We start from the raw sequence: 18,207 nt of genomic DNA, 5'->3' as shown, positions 1-18,207 counted from the left end.
GGGAGAGACCACGATTGGGAAGCGCCTTTCCGACAGCAAATCTGTCGCTAAGGATGGGGCGTGGGGCGCGGCGGCAGCGATTTCAGGTATCGGGTAATGGCGACCCGGTCGGCATCAGAAAGTTCCGATGTATTTCTAACGACGTCTGCCATGGACCAGCCGACATAGCCGTGATCCGGCGTCTTGCCGCTTTCGAGCATATCGACGATATCGTTGTCAGACCATGAGCCGATGCCCTCCGGCGTGATGTTCGGGTTGAAACCGACGCCTTCCGAACTCACTCCGCCGGCAAACCGTGTTTTCGGTTTTATCGCGCCGAAGATGTTGCGCGACGAATGGCATTCGGCGCAATGGCCGAGCACCTCCACGAGATAAGCGCCGCGATCGTGCACGGGATCACCGTTCAGCAGGCCCTCGGATCGGCGCTCGTGGAAGAACAGAAACTTCCAGAAGCCCACGAACCGCCGGATGCGGAACGCCAGGGCTAAGTCATGCGGTTGCGGTCGATCGGCAATCGGCTCGAGCGTATGCAGGAAGGCGTAGAGATCCCGGATGTCGTCGAGCCTCATTGCGGTATAGCTCGGGTAGGGAAAGACCGGATAATAATGCTGCCCTGACGGCGATACGCCGGCCACCAGGGCATTGGCCAGATCCGCGACCGACCACGATCCTATGCCCGCCAGGGGGTCAGGCGATATATTAGGGATCCGGAAGGTCCCGTAGGGCGAGGCCAGCGCCAGATCGCCCCCCAGTTTCAAGCGATCCGGCTGACCGGGAGACGCGTGACACGAGGCGCAGCCGCCTGCTGCAAACACCAGCCGGCCGCGCTCGGCGTTTCCTGGTGTCAGCCTCGGATCGTCAGCAGAAAAAGGTTGGTGCGGCTTGGTCAGCAGCCAAGTCGTGGAGACGACGATGAGGATCGCAGCGATGGCAATCAGAAATAGCCGGGCACCTTTCAGCATCTCGAACCCGCAGATTGTTGGTCCGTCGCCTCACGCCGGCGGCGGCTCGACCATATAGGGCCGCCGGCCTCGGCGGCAAAGATAGACTTCTCGCTCCGGATTGGCCTCCACCGAAAAGCCGGCGCTGCGCAACATCGCCTCGGCGGCCGCCTTGTTGGGAATGAACCAATTTGTCGGATCACCGGCATAACGCTGTTCGATGAAGAACAATTTTGGAAAGTCAGGCTGGTCGAATACCGCCCATTCCGAGAAATCATAATTCTCGTCCGGGAGAGCATTGCGCTCGTCCCCGCGCTGCAGGCACTGGAACAGCATCAAATCGTTAACCACATGTTCGTGGAGCAGATCGAGCGCCAGCAACGGATGGCGCAGATGGTAAAGCACTCCCATGAAGAGCACCAGCTCGAAGGTCTCTGCGAGCTTCGCCACCTCGTAAACCGACATTTGCCTGAATTCAACGTCAAGGTCGAAATGAGCGGCAGCAAAACGAGCCTGCTCAAGGTAGCGTGAATCGGTGTCGATGCCGAGCACCCGCCCGGCATTGCGGCGCTTCATCTCGAGCGCATAAAAGCCGGCATTGCAGCCGATATCGAGCACGCTGCGCCCGTCCAAATCTTCCGGCACGACATGTTTGAAGCGCTCCCATTTGAATGCGGGATAGTCGCCGAGGAAATGATCCGGCGCAGTTTCGACTTCTCCGAACCTCATGTTTTGAAACCAGGGGCCAAGTTCTGTCACGCGGCGCTTCAGAGCCAGGTTCATCATCGTTTGCCTCCGTTCTCCAATCAGCCTTGCGCGGGGGCGGCTTGCGACGAATCCGGCCTCCGAAGACGGCCAGACGTTGTTGCCTGCCGCCGCGGGCGCGTTGCGAGACTGTTGGTAAACCATTCGACCGTATAGCTCAGCCCTTCTGCAAGCGGCACGGTCGGCCGCCAATCGAGAAGCTCCACCGCCCGCCCGATGTCCGGACGGCGGCGCTGGGGATCGTCTGTGGGCAACGGCTCGTAAACGATCTCCGTGCGGGTCGGCACCATAGCGCGGATCATCTGGGCGAGCTCGTTGATAGTGAACTCGCCGGGATTGCCGAGATTGACCGGCACGCCGGGGTTGGGTCTTTTGTCCATCAACGCCATCAGGCCGCCGACCAGGTCGGTGACATAGCAGAAGGATCGCGTCTGCAAGCCGCTTCCGTAGATGGTGAGGGGTTTGCCTGACAGCGCCTGCACGATCAGGTTGGAGACGATACGGCCGTCATTGGCCTGCATTCGAGGGCCATAGGTATTGAAAATGCGGGGAACCCGCGCATCGACGCGGCCGGCCCGCAACATGTCGAAGCAGAGCGCTTCGGCAGCACGCTTTCCTTCGTCATAGCAGGCGCGTGGTCCGGTGCAACTGACATTGCCACGGTAATCCTCACGTTGGGGATGCTCGACCGGATCGCCATAGACCTCGCTCGTGGACGCCTGGAGAAAGGAAGCTGCGTGACGCTCGGCAAGCGCAAGCAGATTTCCTGTCCCTGCGACACAGGTCATCATCGTGTGGACAGGATCGGCCTGATATTGTGGCGGCGATGCTGCGCAGGCGAGATTGTAGATCTGGTCCAGCGGCTCGTCGATTTCCAGGAACTGGCAAATATCCTTCTCGATAAGCCGAAAGCGCGGATGGTTTGTCAGCGGACGAACATTATCCGGCGAGCCGGTAATATAACTGTCGACGCAAATGACGAAAACGCCGCGGCCAAGGAGCGCATCACAGAGGTGCGAACCGACGAAGCCGGCTCCTCCTGCCACCAGAACAGTCTTGCGATTTCCGCGACGATTGACATGCAGCATCGATACTCTCCTTCACGCTGAGATACGCTCGCAAGCTCGGTTTACCGGCAGCTCCGACAGGGCTCGGACGAGTTCGGCGCCGCGGGCGGCGCCAGTATGGCCACCTAAGACCCGCCGTCTGGCGGCAGCAGCAATGGCTTTACGGTCGGCGTCCGCGAGATCCCTCAGCACCGCCACGACATCGGCTGGCCCCTTTGCAATGATCAAAGCCTCGCCATTGGGCAGCAATTCGTCAAGACCGCGCCAGAAGTCGCTGATAAGCGGCGTTTTGCAGGCGGCCGCTTCAAACAGGCGCACGCTCGGCGACCAGCCCGAGGCGATCATGTCGCTGCGGGTCACATTCAAGGTGAACCGTTGGCGACTGTAAAAACTGGAATGATCGGCGGGCGCCAGGTGCTCGATCCTCTCCACATTGCTCGGCCAGTTGATCTCGGCGGGATATTGCGGTCCCGCGACGACGAAGCGCATCGATGGCAATCGACGCGCCGGCTCCAGAAGAAGGCGTTCCAAAGTCGGCTGCCGATCGGGGCTGTAGGTTCCGAGATAGCCGAGATCCCAGCAATATGGCTCGCCAGTATTGGCATAGCGGCCTTCGTCGACCGAGCAGTAAAGTGCGACAGCCTTCCGCGCACCGTACCGCATCTCAAGTCGGGTCAGCACCTCTCCTCCGGAAAAGGAGAAGTAGACGTCAAAGAGTGGGATCTGCCGCAGCGCTAGATATTCCTCGTCGCCGCGGTCGATCTTTGCAAGCGTGACAGGCGTGTCGATGTCGTAAAAGCACAGGCTTTTTGGCGCCAGGCTGCCGAGCCGGTCGATCAGCGCCACACCCTCGGGCACGTAGGACCCGACGATCACCGCATCGGCATGGCGCAGCCTGTGTCGATAGAGTTCGAGCATGGCGTCGATGTCGGCGTAATAAGCGAGTTCGCAGAAATCCGGTGAGGCAAGATCCCGCTGGCTGGCGTACCAGGGAACGTCCCGTTCCAGGAACAGAACCCGGTGACCGTCCTGTCGCAGCCCCTTGACGAGGGCACGATAGGTCGTGGCGTGGCCGTTTCCCCAGGAAGAGGACAGTGAAAGGCCGAGGAAGACGATGTCGAGCGGTCGCATCATTCGGCTGCCTCCATCCGCGCGCCAAGACGAGCGCGCAAAATCTTGTCCAGGGTTTCGGCGCGATTGGCGTAGGTGTGCTCGGCCAACACGCGCTGACGCGCACGCTCGCCGATCTTTCGAGCTGATCGGCGCGACAAACCGGCAACCAAATCCGCCACGTCCTGCCCGTCGCGCGCGACCAGGATTTCCTCGTCGGGGTTCAGGAAGAGTTCGATGCCCTCCCAGGCGTCGGTAATGAGGCAGGCGCCGGCGCCGGCTGCTTCGAAGACGCGGGTCGCCGGCGAGAAGCCGTTCTCCGCCATGCTCGCGCGCGATATATTGAGAACCGCCATCGGGGTCACGTTGAAGGCGTTGTGATCGCGCGTCGACACATGGCCAAGATAGTGGATGTTGGGCGACATCGGCTTGTCCTGCCAGCCGGAACCGCCGAGCAGGAACGCCCGCTCCGGCAGACGTGAGGCGGGCTCCAGGAAGAAGTACTCAACCCGCGCCTCGCGGTCCGGCAGGCGATTGCCGAGGAAAGCCAGATCGGCCGAGAAACGATGGTCCTCCGGCACCGGATGATGCGTTTGCGGATCGAGCGCATTATAGATCGGCACGCAGTCCGCCGCTCCGACGGAGCGGTATATGTTCACCACCGGATCGCCGCCGCCATAGGTAAGCACCAGATCGATCCGATCGAGCGCCCGGCGCAGCCGATGATCGGGATTGGCTCTGAGTTCGGCAAGCGTAGCAGGCGCATCGACGTCCCAGAAGATTTTCAGGGCATGCGGCTGCGCATGGGCAAGCACCTCCTCGAGAAGCAGATCATCTTCGAAACCGACGCCGCTAGCCTTGACGACGATATCGGCCTCAGCCGCAGCACCGCTGACGGCCTTCAGGGCGCCGATCGTGCCTTCGTAGACCACGACCTTGCACCAGTCCGGCGGATCCATGTCGCGGTTCTTTTGCCGATCATAGACATCGGGTTCGTAGAAGGTGATGTCATATCCTTTGGCCGCCATCGCCCGCAGCAGGCCCCGATAATAGGTGGCTGCACCATTCCAATAGGCGGAGACCAGGCTCGAACCGTAAAAAGCGATTTTCATTCCGCAGCCTCCGGCGATTGGAGATTGGTGGTGACCCGGTTCGTGCCGCAGCACGCCAGGACTTCAAAAAGCTCGTCGACGCGATGCCGGCAGGTGTGGCGCGCCTTGATGGCCACCAGGCCTGATGCAGCAAGACTTGCGGCCCAGCCGGGGTCGGCGAGCACGTCACGCAGATTTTTCCTCATGTCCTCGCCGTCGCGAACGAGAAGAAAATCCGTGCCCGGTTTGAAAAGGTTCTCGGCGTCGTCCCAAGGCGCCGATATCAAAGGAATTCCGCATGAGAGCGCTTCGAAAACGCGGATCGTCGGAATGCCCGGCAGATGCTCGATGTAAGGCCGGCGCGGAATGTGCACCGTGACCTTGTGGCGGGCGAAGGCGACGGGAACGTCGGCATTGGCAATCCATCCGCCGTAGGCGATACCGGCACTCTGAAGGGCGTCGAGCGCATGATCGGGATAGCGCACGCCCCGTACCGTCGCGTTCAGGGCGAGCGACTTGGCAGGGTGGACCAGAAACTCGGCGATTTCGGCCGACCGCTCACCATCGCCCCAGTTGCCGATCCAGATGAGGTCTCCGGTTCTTAGAACCTCCGGCATAGGTCGAAACAGAGCATCGTCGGCGGCTTCATGCCAGGTGAACACGGACCTGCCCCAGCCAGCGCGCAGATAGCGCTCCCGCAACGTCTCGCCGAAAGCCAGCACACCGTCGTAATCGCTCAGCGTCAGTCCGGCGATATCGCCTTCGGCCGAGACTGCCCGATGATGCGTGTCGTGAAAGAGCAGCGTGAAAGTGCCGCCATGGCGCCGGATGCGACCGAGACGCTCGACCAGATCGGGTTGCGTCCACTCGTGGACGATGACGACATAAGCATCGCCAAGCGCGGCTTCATGATCGAAATCCTTGCCATAGATCTGCGCGCGGTGCTGCGGAAAAGTCTCGTGAAATTTTGCGATGACCGCAGACCCCTGATCGCTGACAAGGTTGGCACGGCTCCAGGAATCCTCCGGTTCCAATGCCAGCGTTTCATGGCCGCGCCGTTGCAGATCGCGCATCACTCCCCGAAGAAAATGCGCGTTGCCGTGGTTCCAGTCGGAAATCAGCGAATGAGTATAGAAAACGAACTTCATGATCACTCCGCTGCTGTCGAAAAGGCGTGGCCAAGCCTGCCGGAATAAATCGCGTACATCGCTTGCGCCTGTCCCTCGAGGCTGAACCTCGCCGATCGCTCCTGCGCCTTCAGGCCAAGCGCAACCCGTTGCTGCGGGTCATCGGCGAGGCGGTTGAAGGCATGGGCGAACGCTTTGGGCTGATGCGGATCGACAAACAGCGCGGCGTCGTTCCAGATCTCGCGATAGGTCGGAATATCGGAGAGCACCAAGGCCGCGCCCGCCCTTGCCGCTTCCAAAGCCGCCAGCCCGAAAGGCTCGTAAACCGACGGCGAAACCACAATGGCCGCCTGCCGCGCCAGAACCATCATCCGTTCGCGCGAGAGCTCGCCCAGATGGTCGGCATTGCGAAACGGCAGGTATTGCCCGTCAGGGCCACGATTTGCGCCGGCCACCTTCAGCGGCCAGCGCGTCAGGCCCGCCGCCGCATCGAGCACGGCGCCGTTCTTTCCCTCGTCCCACCAGCGGCCGGCTGCCAGGACAAAATTCTGTTTGGTCTCGCTGGAAGGCTTGAGCGCAGCCGAATTGTAGACGACGCTGAGGTTGGCGATCGGTCCATAGGCCGCCGCCATCGCCGCAGAATGGCTGCCGCTTGGTGCGATCACCGCGTCTGCACGTGCAAAACCGGCCTGGTTCAGCCGATATTGCCATTGCCAGTCGCGCGGCACCTTGGCGGCACGCACGGCCGCAAACCAGGTCACGACACAGGAATGACAGACCACGATCACCGGCAGGTCCGTTTCGATGCCCGCCGCCTGCGACGGCAAATTGAGATGAAGAAAATCTACCTTTTTTCGGCGAGCGAGATCAGCGATCAGACGGGGCACCTCGGCAACCGCCGCTTCATACCCGGCCATCCAGTCGAGCGGCGCCTCCAGCCAGACAAGCGTACCAAGCCTGTTTGCCTCGGCAATCTTTTCCGCCGTGGGTCGGGGCCCAAGTCCTGCGAAGACAACCTCGACATGGCGGGGCTTCAATCCTGCGGCCAAGTCCATGGCATAGGACCAGACCCCGCCGACGGCGTCGACCGTCATCAGCACGCGGCGGTGCCCCGGGCGTCGATTTTGTGTGGTCATGCCATTACCTTGCGCTTTTCCCTGCGGATCTGCTGACCGCCGAAACGATTGGCAATCAGCCATTCGGCCAGATGCCGCAGCCCATCGCGCCATCCGACGCCGGCGGCCCATCCGGTCTCCCTTTCGAGCTTTTCGGTATCGGCAACGAAGTAGAACTGGTCGCCGGCCCGCCAGGGGCCGAAACTGGTCTCGACCGGGCGCCCGGTCACCTCCTCGATTTCGCGCAGCACCGAAAGTACGCTGACGGCGTTTTTCGGCCCGCCGCCGAGGTTGAAAGCGTTCCCGCAGACACGGTCGATATTGGCCAGCAGCGTCCGGTAGGCAGCCACGGCATCCTCCACGTGAAGAACGTCGCGCACCTGCTTGCCGCTGCCGTAGACGGAAATGGCTTCACCTGCGAGCGCCCGGATCAGGAAATGAGCGACCCAGCCCTGATCCTCGGTCCCGAACTGGCGCGGCCCATAGATGCAGCTCATCCTGAGCACTGCAGCCGGAATGCCGTAGGACTTGGCGTAGTCGAGGACATACTGATCGGCGACACCTTTCGAGCAGCCATAGGGCGTGCAGAAATCGAGCGGCCGATCCTCGGCAATCCCCCTTGTCCTTATGGTCTCGTTTTCGGGAACATATCGGTCGTCGCCCTCGACCATCCCGAGATCGTCGAGCGCGCCATAGACCTTGTTGGTGCTCGCGAAGATGACGGGCGCCTGTCTACCTGCCTTGCGCACCGCTTCCAATACGTTGAGGGTGCCGCGCGCATTTGTTTCGAAATCCGCAAGCGGATCACCAATGCTGGTGGTCACAGCTGTTTGGGCGGCATAGTGGAAGACAGCTTTCGCGTCCTTGAAGGCGGCTTCGATCCCCATCAGGTCCCGGACGTCGGCAAGGACCGGATGCACCCGCGCGCCGTGTCTGTCGATCAGCCAGGAGAGGTTTTGATCGACGCCCGCGCGCCCGAGATTATCGAGAATGATGACGTCCTCACCATCGCCAAGCAGGCTGTCGGCGAGATTGGAGCCGACGAAGCCGCTGCCGCCGGTCACGACCACAGGTGTAGCGTCGGAGGCGATGTGCGGCGCTGCAAGGGCGGCAACCTCCGCCAGCTTGCTGACGCCGCCTTCCATCAGAAGACGAGCCAAAAGCTTCGGCTTGTTGTCATGGGTAACCGCTCCAAGATGATAGTGCCGCGGGTCGAACCATAAGCCTTCCTGAACAGGGACGTCCGGCGGCACATCGCACCAGGAATACCAATACATCCGGTCGGCCGGCACGTTGAGCGCCTTGATGAAGCGCCGCGCCTGTTCGATCTCGTCGTTGCGCCAGGTGGAGTAGCCCGCTTCGGTAATCCATATCTCGGCATCGCCATTGTATCGGTCGATTATCCCGCGCATCTCGCCCAGATGCATGTCCCAGCCGCCCCAGGTGGCTTCTTCACTGTCCCAGGTTCCGGGAAAGCCGTGGAAACCGACGGCATCGACGACCCCAAGCACACCGCGCACGCCCATGAGATTGAGCCAATAGGGATCAAAGGGGCACGGGCCGCCAAGGACCGGCTTATAGCCTCTCTGCTTGGCCCAGTAGGCTGCGCCTCCGACCATCTCGCAAAAAAGCAGGAAATCGCTGTCTTGACGCCAATCCCAATCGAGCAGGTTGTTCGGCTCGTTCCAGAGCTCGATGTGACGGAAATAGCGGCCGTAGCGCGTCAGGATATGGTCGACGAAATCGGCATAGGATTTGAGGTCGACCGGGGCGCCTGACGACCTGCCCGTTCGCGAGAGCGAAGGCGGTGTGTAATGGATGCAAGGTAGAAGATCGATTTGCGCTCCAACGCGCGGGATCAGCCAATCGAACCATTGCTGGCCGCCGGGTGCCAAGTATTCGGCCCAGGAGAGGTGTGTTCGCAGATGACTGGCGCCGCTTGCCAGAATATCCGGCAGCACGGCTTCTGTCCGCTCGCGCTCCCCCGGTCGGAACCACTCGACGAAGCCGAACTGCCTCGTCTCCTGCTTGGTAGGCCGTCCAGAGCCGATTTTCTTCATGAAACCAGCCCCCGCTCTTCCAGTTGACGCTTCATCTCGGCGCCGCGGTCGACCGCGCCGGTTTGACGGACCCAGGCGGCGAACGGACCAAGCGCATTCTCAAGTCGGTATCTCGGTTCGAAACCAAGCAGTTCGCGGGCTTTCGAAATATCGGCAAAACAATTTCGGATGTCGCCGGAGCGAGCCTTGTTCATGATGTCGGGGCTGATATCGGGCACGCCCATGGCGTCGGCGAGAAGCGCCGCGACATCGGCGATCGAATAGGCCTGGCCGCTGCCGATGTTGATCACGTGACCGGCTGCCGCCGGCTTTTCCAACGCCAGGCGGAAAGCCGTCGCCACATCCCGCACATGGACGAAGTCGCGCCGTTGCCTGCCATCCTCGAAGATCATCGGCGGCTGCCCGTTGGCAAGTCTGGAGGCGAAATTTGCAAGCACGCCAGTATAGGGGTTGGAGAGCGCCTGCCCGGCGCCGAAGACATTGAAGAGCCGCAACGCGACGGCGTCCTTGGCGTAGGCTTCACCGAAGATCAGGACCTGCTTTTCCTGAGCGTATTTTGTCAGAGCGTATATGGAGGCGAGGTCAACGGGTTTTTCCTCGTCGGTGGCGATCGGCATGAGTTGCTCCTCGTGCGGTCCAACTGGGTCCCACCTGCCTTGCTTCAGACGATGGGCGCGGCGCCTGACAGAGCCGTTCCGCTGACCATCTTCAGTCAAATAGAGCCCTTCGCCATAGACGCTCATCGAGGAGGCGACGACGATTTTCTGAACCGGCTGGCCGATCATTGCCTCCAACAGCACAGCCGTCCCGAGGTCATTGCTGCCGACGTAGCGGGCTATCTCGTACATCGATTGCCCAACACCCACCTCGGCGGCAAGATGAATGACGCCGTCGACGTCGGTAAGCGCCGAGCGGACCGCGTCCTTGTCCATGACATTGCCTCGGACGACCTGCGCACCGTCGGGCACGCTTACCTCCGCATCGGCGTGAACCTGATCAATGAGCGCATCGAAAACACGCACCTTATAGCCGTTTTTGAGAAGTTCTTCAGCGACATGGCGGCCGATAAAGCCGCACCCCCCTGTTATCAAAATCATCATTATTGGGTCCGTCCGGTTGAACAATTTGCTTCAGAGATAGCGGCCGAACCGAGCGTTCATGGAAAAGTTCCTTCATCAATGACATCTTTATTGACTTCATCATCTATGACTTCTTTGACTTCCCCCGGAACTCTTCGAACGGGCCGCAGTTCGAATGATGCCACCTGGAGGAGATCTGATGGACATTGCGGCAAGGCCGACGGCCGATCTCATGCGCGCTGCGATCGTAACGGGCCCGGGGCAACTCGCGGTCGAGACGCGCGCCCTGCCGAAACCCGGTCCCAGCCAAGTCAGGATCAGCTTGGAAGGCTGCGGCGTCTGCGCATCGAACCTCACCCCATGGGCAGGACCCGAATGGATGACCTTCCCGACGGAGGCCGGCGGACTGGGCCATGAAGGCTGGGGCGTCATAGATCATATGGGCAGCGACGTTGCCGGCCTGCAGGTCGGGGACCGCGTCGCGGCTCTTTCCTACCATGCCTACGCCACGCACGACATCGCCGATGCCTCGATGGTTGCGGCACTGCCCCGAGAATTGGACGGCAAACCGTTTCCGGGCGAACCGCTTGGGTGCGCCATGAACATCTTCCGCCGCAGCAATATCGAACGCGGCCAGATCGTCGCCATCATCGGCATCGGCTTTCTCGGCGCCCTTCTCACGCAGCTTGCAGCCGCCGCCGGAGCGCGGGTGATCGCCATCTCACGCCGGGCCTATTCGCTTGAGGTGGCAAGAAGGATGGGAGCAGCCCAAACGATTTTCATGGACGATCATTGGCGCATCATCGAGAACGTCAAAACGCTGACGGACGGCAATCTCTGCAACCGCGTCATCGAGGCCGTGGGCAAACAATGGCCGCTCGACCTGGCAGGCGAGCTCACCAGGGAACGCGGGCGATTGATCGTCGCCGGCTATCATCAGGATGGGCCTCGCCAGGTGAACATGCAATTGTGGAACTGGCGCGGCCTCGACGTCATCAATGCCCATGAGCGCGACCCGGCCGTGTATATGCAGGGCATTCGGGAGGCCATCGAGGCTGTGCGCCAGGGGCGGATCGATCCGCAGCCGCTTTACACGCACGTCTATCCACTGGAAAGCCTGGATGAAGCGCTGAACACCACGCGCGACCGCCCGGACGGTTTTCTCAAGGCGCTGGTGCAATATCGATGAACGAGTTGCTTTTACCAAAGACGGCAGCCTTGGCCGTCAAACCCATAAAACTCGGCTTTCTCGGCGTCGGATGGATCGGCCGGCACCGGATGAAAGCAATCCTCGACAGCGGTATAGCTGAAGCTGTCTCGGTCGCCGATCCTTCGGCCGAGATGACGCGGGAGGCGCAGATATTGGCTCCCGGTGTGCGGATTGCCGCCGGGCTCGACGAACTGCTCGACCAACAGCTCGACGGCATCGTCATCGCGACACCGAGTGCCGCCCATGCCGAACAGTCGATCCGTGCCCTTGAGGCGGGCGTCGCCGTCTTTTGCCAGAAACCGCTGGGGCGGACGGCATCCGAGGTCAAGGCTGTCGTCGATGCCTCCAGCACAGCCGACCGACTGCTGGGTGTCGACCTGTCTTATCGCTATACGCAAGGCATGCAGCAGATCCATGAACTTATTCGCGCCAACGCTCTCGGAAAGGTATTCGCAGCCGATCTGACCTTTCACAATGCCTACGGTCCCGATAAACCTTGGTTCTACGACAAGACCCTATCGGGCGGCGGCTGTGTCATCGATCTCGGGGTCCACCTCATCGATCTGGCCTTATGGTGCCTCGATTTTCCGTCGGTCACTGCCGTCACCAGCGAACTCAGAGCTGGCGGAGAAAGACTTGCAGACGGCAGCCAAGTCGAGGATTTTGCCTGTGCGACGCTGACGCTTGACGGCGGCGCGGTCATTCGCCTCACATGTTCCTGGCGGCTTCAGGCCGGCTGCGATGCAGCGATCAGTGCCAAGTTCTTCGGAACCGAAGGTGGCGCCTCGTTCGAGAATGTCGGTGGATCATTCTATGATTTCACCGTCGCAAGGCTGTTCGGCACATCGCACGAAACGCTCACCCAGCCGCCGGACGACTGGGGTGGACGGGCAGCCGTTGGTTGGGCGAGACGACTGGCTGCAGGTCAGCGCTATGATATCGCATGCGAAGAATTTGTCGCAGTTGCAGAAGCGATCGACCGGATCTACGCGCAAAAATGGGAGAGCCCCTAGGTGCCCTTGAGGAGACCATAGAGGACGATTGTGGCATAAAGGACGAACGCGACGACGCCGACCGTTCCGATCAGAATGAGCGCTATCCTCCCGGCATTGAGCCTGGTGCGCTTTTCAGCGGAGGACGAGGCCGGCCGCTGGATCGGATCTTTGTCCGAGCCCGCGCTCATTGCGCCTGCTCCGTCGCCGGCGTCGGCGATGCCTCGTCCGGTTCACCGGGATGGGTGATCAATGTAAAGGCGAGCGTAGCTACGCAAGCCAGAACGAAAATTGTCACGACGAACAACATCATCCTTCGTGGCGCCTTTGCATTCTCATGCGGTGTGGCCAAGCCCCTGTCCCAGCTATTTCTCGTCTCGTTCATGGCGCACCCCTCTGCGGAAGATCGGTCTGTTCATCGAGTTCTTCCTTCAGCTCGTTGCGCCGACCGCGCAGCCGCGAAGCCTTCACGCGGTCGATTTCCGCCTCCGTCGGCTCAACCAACGGGCCGCTGTCGTCAGGAATACCGAATCCGCTTTGAGCGATTGTCTCGTTCTCCGGCCGTTCGTTCGTGCCGGTCAAGGTCTTTGCGCGTTTGTTCATCACATCCTCCAATCAGGAGTTAAAATGATTTTGCTTCGAACAAGAAGGAATGTCCGGATAAGCCAAACAACAGACGATAGTGTTAGTTCCGGCCGGCCCGACAACTCCTAGGAGGCTGTCGCGCCGGACATCGCGACGGGATCGTTGCGACATCAGCGCCTCGACGAGGTCAACGGATGTCCACCCTATTTTCCCAATTCGACCATGTGGATCGACGCGACGGGCATCCTCGCATCTCCGGGAACTTTTGCGCCAAGCCGGGGTTGGAGCGCCGTCGAGAATTGCTGAGGAGAAACCATCGTGAAAGCTCTGACCTGGCACGGCAAGCATGATATCCGCTGCGAGAGCGTTCCCGATCCTAAGGTTGAGGACGGCCGCGACGCCATCATCAAGGTCACCGCCTGCGCGATCTGCGGATCGGATCTGCATCTTTACGACGGCGTCATGCCGGAAATGCATAGTGGCGACGTCATGGGCCACGAAACCATGGGTGAGGTCGTCGAGGTCGGCAAGGACAATACCAAGCTCAAGGTCGGCGATCGCGTCGTCGTTCCCTTCACCATTTCCTGCGGCGAATGTTTCTTCTGCAAGCGCGGCTTCTACTCCGGCTGCGAGCGCTCCAACCCCGATCGCGCGAAAGTGACGAAACTCTGGGGCAATTCACCGGCGGGGCTGTTCGGCTATTCGCATCTGCTCGGCGGTTATGCCGGCGGACAGGCGGAATATCTGCGCGTGCCCTATGCTGATGTCGGTCCGATCAAGGTGCCGGAGGGGCTTTCCGACGAGCAGGTGCTTTTCCTTTCGGACATTTTCCCTACAGGCTACATGGCAGCCGAGTTCTGCAATATCCAACCCGGCGACACGATCGCGATCTGGGGCTGCGGACCCGTCGGCCAAATGGCGATCCGCTCGGCTTTCCTGCTGGGCGCCGCGAGAGTGATTGCCATTGACGCCGTGCCTGAGCGCTTGGCGTTTGCCAAGGTGGCCGGAGCCATCCCAATCGACTTCATGGATGAGGACATCTACGACAAGATCATGGAATTGACCGATGGTCGTGGTGCCGACGCCTGCATCGATGCCGTCGGAACCGAAGCCGAGGCCGCCGCCAGTTGGGATTCGCGGCTAGACCGCATCAAGGTCGCGATGTTCATGGGAACCGACCGGCCGCACGTGCTGCGCCAGGCTATCCACTGCTGCCGCAATTTCGGCACGGTCTCGATCGTCGGCGTCTATGGCGGTTTCCTCGACAAGATCCCCATGGGCTCGGCGATCAATCGCGGCCTGACCTTCAAGATGGCCCAGACGCCGGTCCAGCATTATCTGCCGAAATTGATGGAGCGGATTCAAAGCGGAGAGATCGACCCCTCCTTCGTCGTCACCCATCGCGGCACGCTGGAAGATGGGCCTGCTCTCTACAAGACGTTCCGCGACAAGCAGGACGGATGCATCAAGGTCGTTCTGAAACCGTAAGGAGACCCATCATGGCTCGCAGTCAATCAGGCAAAGGCCTCGCCGTCGTCACTGGCGCATCCACCGGCATCGGCTACGAACTGGCAAAATGCGCAGCACAGGACGGCTATGATCTCATCATTGCCGCCGATGAGGAGCGCATCAACCTGGCAGCAGCAAATCTCAAGGAGTTCGGCACGGCAGTCGAGGCCGTCGAAGCCGACCTATCGACGCTCGAAGGCGTGAATCGGCTCGTCGAGCGCATCACCGCCAGCGGTCGGTCGGTCGATCTCCTGATGGCCAATGCCGGGCGCGGCCTCGGCAAGGGCTTCCTTGACCAGGATTTCGGCGAGGCGCGCAAGGTCGTCGATACCAACATCACCGGCACGATCTATCTGATCCATGCGATCGGCAACCAGATGCGCAGCCACGGCCAAGGCCGCATTCTGCTGACAGGCTCGATCGCCGGTTTCATGCCCGGCTCCTATCAGGCCGTCTATAACGGCACCAAGGCGTTCATCAACAGCTTCTCTTTTGCCTTGCGCGAGGAATTGAAGGAATCAGGCGTAACCGTCAGTTGCCTGATGCCGGGGGCGACGGAGACCGAGTTCTTCAAGCGGGCCGATCTCATGGATACGGCGATCGGCCAGGCAGAGAAGGATGATGCCGGCGAGGTCGCACGGATCGGCTATGACGCGATGATCGACGGCGAAGGTGACGTCGTCAGCGGTTGGAAGAACAAGTTGCAGGCGGCTGTTGCCAATGTCACACCGGCAAGCATGCTCGCCCACCAGCATTCGAAAATGGCAGAGCCGGGTTCCGGCAACAAATAAGGCGGAGTAGGGCGACGCGACGATCTCGTCCCCGTCGCCATCCGGCCGCTCAATCGCGCTCTACGAATTTGTTGAATCGGCTGGTCTTCCCGTCCCTGGTCTTGTCCTGATAGAGAAAAGCCAATTTGTTTTCGTCGAAGATCTTGAAGAACTCGCCCCAACCGATTTCGTCGAATTCCTCTTCCTTGTCCCCGAAATCGATGCGCAGCACACCGCCTTTTTCGCCAGTGCGGATAACGGCCGGCTTGCCATCTCTTTTTTCCGCCCATTTCTGGATCGTCTTGTGGTCCGTCGTCGTCTCAGAACTGCTCATTGATGCCTCCGTCTGTTCGAAGTTATGTGATCTAGCCGTCAACGAAGCGGTCACAACAATGGTTGTCTTTGCTTCCAATTGCGGTACGGGGCGAGCAGTTCGCCGGGATAGCGACGCTCGATCTCGGTTTCGGTCAAGGCGATCCGGGCGAGGGTCTCTTCTGCATCGTCGGCCGCTTCGCTTGCCTTTTCGAGCTTGCTCATGGTCGCGAACAACTCGTCGTCGACCATAGCCTCCAAGCGAGAGGCAAAATCCTCAAGGGGTTCGCTCATGAGTGGATTGGGGGACATTTAACGCCTCTTCGCTGATGCCTCTCCAACTTCACTCCTCGCACGAAGTTCCCTCGACCACGGAGCAAGACTGCTTATGTCGCCGCCTGCTCTTCCCGGTATAACCGCCAGGGAACCGTCGCCACGGTCAGGCGGGGACCGCCGAGCCTGACCAGTTTTGCCCGTAGCCGGCCGGCCCTGTTCATGTGCAGCAGGTTCTGCCACCACCTGTCTTTCACCGTTTCCGGGATGAGAACCGCCACCCGCCTCTCCGGGCTGTCGGCATCCAGCTTTTCGATCAGCCGCAAGAGAGGGTCATGCAATTGCCGGTATGGAGCGGGAATGAGCATGAGCCTCGGCGGCGTCAGTCCGCGTGCGGCAAGCGGCTCCTCCACTTCAACCTGCCATTCCTCACGGATGGTCTTTTCGCTTTCGTCGCGATCGGGTCCGCCGAGACGAACGAAATGGACGGCGACCACGTCAGGCGAGATTGTCAGGGCAAACTTAATGGCGCGTTCGCTCAATCTGTTCCACCGTTCGGTGACGACGAGAACCGTCGGCGGCTCGATATCGTCAACGCTGATCGGACCCGGTTTTCGCAGTTCGCGTTGAAGCGACCTGTAGTAGCCCTTGATCGACTTCAAAATGACGATGGTGACCGGCACGGCAATCAGTGTGATCCACGCGCCTTCCACAAATTTTGCAACCAGAATGATGATGAGCGCTGCCCCTGTCGAAATCGCGCCGACGGCGTTCATCGTCAGCTTCGCTGGATATTTTTTTGACTGGCGTCGCCAATGCATCGTCATCCCCGCCTGGGAGACGGTAAATGTCAGGAACGCGCCAATCGCAAAAAGTGGAATGAGGTTGTCGGTGATCCCTCTAAAGACGATCAGCAGCAGCCCGGCAAACACAGAGAGAAAAACGATGCCTACGGTGAACATCAGCCGACGCCCTGGCTGAGCGAAGGCCTTGGGCAGATAGCCATCGGCGGCAACCATCTGGCAAAGGCGGGGAAAGCCGACAAAGCTGGTATTGGCCGACAGGCATAGGACACTGAGAAGGCTTGTCATGGCAATGTAATAGAAAGCGCCGTGACCGGCGACGGCAGCAATCAACTGCGACAGAACACTCTGATAGCCCGCTTTCGTCTGATCCATTGCGCCGATCTTGTAGGTAGTGGCGATAGCGGCGACACCACTAAGAAGCAGGCCGAGAATGACGACGATTACGGTCAGGGTAATATATGCGTTACGCATGACGGGTTGCCGGAACGATCCCATTCCGTTTGAAACGGCTTCCACGCCAGTCATGGCGGTGCAGCCGCTGGCAAAGGCGTGCATGAGCAGCCATATCGTCGCTCCCTGTGTTACAGGCCCGAGCGGCGGCGGCGCGATGACGGGCGCAGGTTGGCCTTCCCAAACGATCCCGACGAGCCCATAGCCGATGGCGCCCAGGAAGCAGAGGATAAAGACGTAGGTCGGCAACGCAAACAGCCAGCCCGCCTCCCCCGTTCCGCGCAGATTTGCAAGCATCACAAGGAGAACGACTCCGAGGCACAGCGGCAGGATGTACGGGTGAAGGCCCGGCATCGCCGATACGAGGGCTCCCACCCCCGCCGAAACGCCCACAGCAACGTTCAAAACGTAATCGATCATCAAAGCTGCGGCGGCAAGCAAGCTCGGATATTCCCCCAAATTCTCCTTCGCCACCACATAGGCGCCGCCATTCGTGGGGTAAGCGGCAAGGGTCTGCCGATAGGAGAAATAAAGGATCGCCAGCAGCGTGACGATGCAGCCCATGACAGGTCCGATATAGACCAGACCGAGCGCGCCGAGCGGAATGAGGATGGTCAGAGCTGCTTCCGGGCCGTAGGATGATGATCCGAGGCCGTCCAGACCCATTGCGGGGATTGCTTCTTTCCAGCCGATCTTCTTGTCTTCGTGCTCGCGGTTGGCGAGACGCCGGCCGAGCAGGAGCTTACTTAGGTTCAATTTTTTGTCCTCGTCGATGGAGCCATCCCAACATCGGGCAATCGTTCGAGTTCCCCGAAAATCCGGATGCAAACCTCGCTTTGGATTACGCAGCTGCAGCAAGCGCGCATGTGTTCACGATCTCTGAAAGCCGCGTGCGTTCGCGCAACATTTGACCCGCGCACGGCCCAGCCCATCTTTACCAGTATC

19 protein-coding genes are annotated in these 18,207 nt (G+C 60.5%); 4 read left to right on the top strand and 15 right to left on the bottom strand.

Features of this window, described 5'->3' with window-relative positions:
• Window positions 1-47 precede the first annotated feature (47 nt).
• Genes AMK05_RS24100 through AMK05_RS24060 form a run of 9 tightly spaced genes read right to left on the bottom strand, consistent with a single transcriptional unit; the run spans window position 48 to window position 10,376 of the window.
• The gene (locus AMK05_RS24100; RefSeq protein WP_064841840.1) at window positions 48-962 is read right to left on the bottom strand and encodes a c-type cytochrome; all 915 of its coding nucleotides are present in this window, start codon (window positions 960-962) and stop codon (window positions 48-50) included.
• A 30-nt stretch (window positions 963-992) separates the two neighbouring features.
• Window positions 993-1,727 (bottom strand): TIGR04290 family methyltransferase, encoded by a 735-nt coding sequence (locus AMK05_RS24095; protein WP_064841839.1) that lies wholly within the window; start codon window positions 1,725-1,727, stop codon window positions 993-995.
• Between the two features lie 20 nt (window positions 1,728-1,747).
• Window positions 1,748-2,794, bottom strand: a complete 1,047-nt coding sequence (locus AMK05_RS24090) for a UDP-glucuronic acid decarboxylase family protein (protein ID WP_064841838.1) — start codon at window positions 2,792-2,794, stop codon at window positions 1,748-1,750.
• Between the two features lie 12 nt (window positions 2,795-2,806).
• A complete protein-coding gene (locus AMK05_RS24085) occupies window positions 2,807-3,907 on the bottom strand; it encodes a CgeB family protein (RefSeq protein WP_064841837.1) in 1,101 nt (366 codons plus the stop codon).
• Window positions 3,904-4,995, bottom strand: coding sequence for a CgeB family protein (locus tag AMK05_RS24080; protein WP_064841836.1), 1,092 nt, complete (start codon window positions 4,993-4,995; stop codon window positions 3,904-3,906). The genes AMK05_RS24085 and AMK05_RS24080 overlap by 4 nt, the downstream gene beginning before the upstream one ends.
• Entirely contained in the window at window positions 4,992-6,122 is a 1,131-nt protein-coding gene (locus AMK05_RS24075; RefSeq protein ID WP_064841835.1) for a CgeB family protein, read from the bottom strand. Before AMK05_RS24075 ends, AMK05_RS24080 begins: the two co-directional genes overlap by 4 nt.
• A gap of 2 nt (window positions 6,123-6,124) precedes the next feature.
• A complete protein-coding gene (locus AMK05_RS24070) occupies window positions 6,125-7,195 on the bottom strand; it encodes a glycosyltransferase family 4 protein (protein WP_094447637.1) in 1,071 nt (356 codons plus the stop codon).
• Between the two features lie 38 nt (window positions 7,196-7,233).
• Window positions 7,234-9,276: an NAD-dependent epimerase/dehydratase family protein gene (locus tag AMK05_RS24065; RefSeq protein WP_064841833.1), complete on the bottom strand. Its 2,043-nt coding sequence runs from the start codon at window positions 9,274-9,276 to the stop codon at window positions 7,234-7,236.
• Entirely contained in the window at window positions 9,273-10,376 is a 1,104-nt protein-coding gene (locus AMK05_RS24060; protein WP_064841832.1) for an NAD-dependent epimerase/dehydratase family protein, read from the bottom strand. The genes AMK05_RS24065 and AMK05_RS24060 overlap by 4 nt, the downstream gene beginning before the upstream one ends.
• A gap of 178 nt (window positions 10,377-10,554) precedes the next feature.
• Between AMK05_RS24060 and AMK05_RS24055 the strand changes: the two genes are divergently transcribed.
• Together AMK05_RS24055 and AMK05_RS24050 are read left to right on the top strand one after the other, a co-directional pair.
• Window positions 10,555-11,544 carry an MDR/zinc-dependent alcohol dehydrogenase-like family protein gene (locus AMK05_RS24055; RefSeq protein ID WP_064841831.1) on the top strand — a complete coding sequence of 330 codons (990 nt, stop codon included), beginning with the start codon at window positions 10,555-10,557 and terminating at the stop codon, window positions 11,542-11,544.
• Window positions 11,541-12,578: a Gfo/Idh/MocA family protein gene (locus tag AMK05_RS24050; RefSeq protein WP_064841830.1), complete on the top strand. Its 1,038-nt coding sequence runs from the start codon at window positions 11,541-11,543 to the stop codon at window positions 12,576-12,578. The genes AMK05_RS24055 and AMK05_RS24050 overlap by 4 nt, the downstream gene beginning before the upstream one ends.
• Here the strand turns inward: AMK05_RS24050 and AMK05_RS35345 are convergent.
• From AMK05_RS35345 to AMK05_RS24045, 3 genes are read right to left on the bottom strand one after another with little or no spacing between them, the layout of a single operon-like run.
• A complete protein-coding gene (locus AMK05_RS35345) occupies window positions 12,575-12,748 on the bottom strand; it encodes a hypothetical protein (protein ID WP_171899849.1) in 174 nt (57 codons plus the stop codon). The two genes, AMK05_RS24050 and AMK05_RS35345, sit on opposite strands and share 4 nt — an antisense overlap.
• Entirely contained in the window at window positions 12,745-12,942 is a 198-nt protein-coding gene (locus tag AMK05_RS34735) for a hypothetical protein (protein ID WP_143535756.1), read from the bottom strand. Before AMK05_RS34735 ends, AMK05_RS35345 begins: the two co-directional genes overlap by 4 nt.
• Window positions 12,939-13,160, bottom strand: coding sequence for a hypothetical protein (locus AMK05_RS24045; RefSeq protein WP_064841829.1), 222 nt, complete (start codon window positions 13,158-13,160; stop codon window positions 12,939-12,941). The genes AMK05_RS34735 and AMK05_RS24045 overlap by 4 nt, the downstream gene beginning before the upstream one ends.
• Window positions 13,161-13,460: 300 nt before the next feature.
• Here AMK05_RS24045 and AMK05_RS24040 point away from each other — a divergent pair, with 300 nt between their 5' ends.
• Together AMK05_RS24040 and AMK05_RS24035 are read left to right on the top strand one after the other, a co-directional pair.
• On the top strand, window positions 13,461-14,630 hold the full coding sequence (locus AMK05_RS24040; RefSeq protein WP_064841828.1) for a zinc-dependent alcohol dehydrogenase: 1,170 nt from the start codon (window positions 13,461-13,463) through the stop codon (window positions 14,628-14,630).
• Between the two features lie 11 nt (window positions 14,631-14,641).
• A complete protein-coding gene (locus AMK05_RS24035) occupies window positions 14,642-15,442 on the top strand; it encodes an SDR family NAD(P)-dependent oxidoreductase (protein ID WP_064841827.1) in 801 nt (266 codons plus the stop codon).
• 49 nt (window positions 15,443-15,491) lie between these two features.
• Here the strand turns inward: AMK05_RS24035 and AMK05_RS24030 are convergent, their stop codons facing one another.
• From AMK05_RS24030 to AMK05_RS24020, 3 genes are all read right to left on the bottom strand, one after another.
• On the bottom strand, window positions 15,492-15,755 hold the full coding sequence (locus tag AMK05_RS24030; protein ID WP_064841826.1) for a hypothetical protein: 264 nt from the start codon (window positions 15,753-15,755) through the stop codon (window positions 15,492-15,494).
• A gap of 50 nt (window positions 15,756-15,805) precedes the next feature.
• Window positions 15,806-16,045: a hypothetical protein gene (locus AMK05_RS24025; protein WP_064841825.1), complete on the bottom strand. Its 240-nt coding sequence runs from the start codon at window positions 16,043-16,045 to the stop codon at window positions 15,806-15,808.
• Between the two features lie 74 nt (window positions 16,046-16,119).
• On the bottom strand, window positions 16,120-18,018 hold the full coding sequence (locus AMK05_RS24020) for an APC family permease (protein ID WP_064841824.1): 1,899 nt from the start codon (window positions 18,016-18,018) through the stop codon (window positions 16,120-16,122).
• Window positions 18,019-18,207: the final 189 nt, after the last annotated feature.

Origin of the sequence: Rhizobium sp. N324, from assembly GCF_001664485.1 — a bacterium.
In the GTDB taxonomy this organism is placed as follows: Bacteria; Pseudomonadota; Alphaproteobacteria; order Rhizobiales; family Rhizobiaceae; genus Rhizobium.
This window is presented reverse-complemented; position numbering and strand designations above follow the sequence as displayed.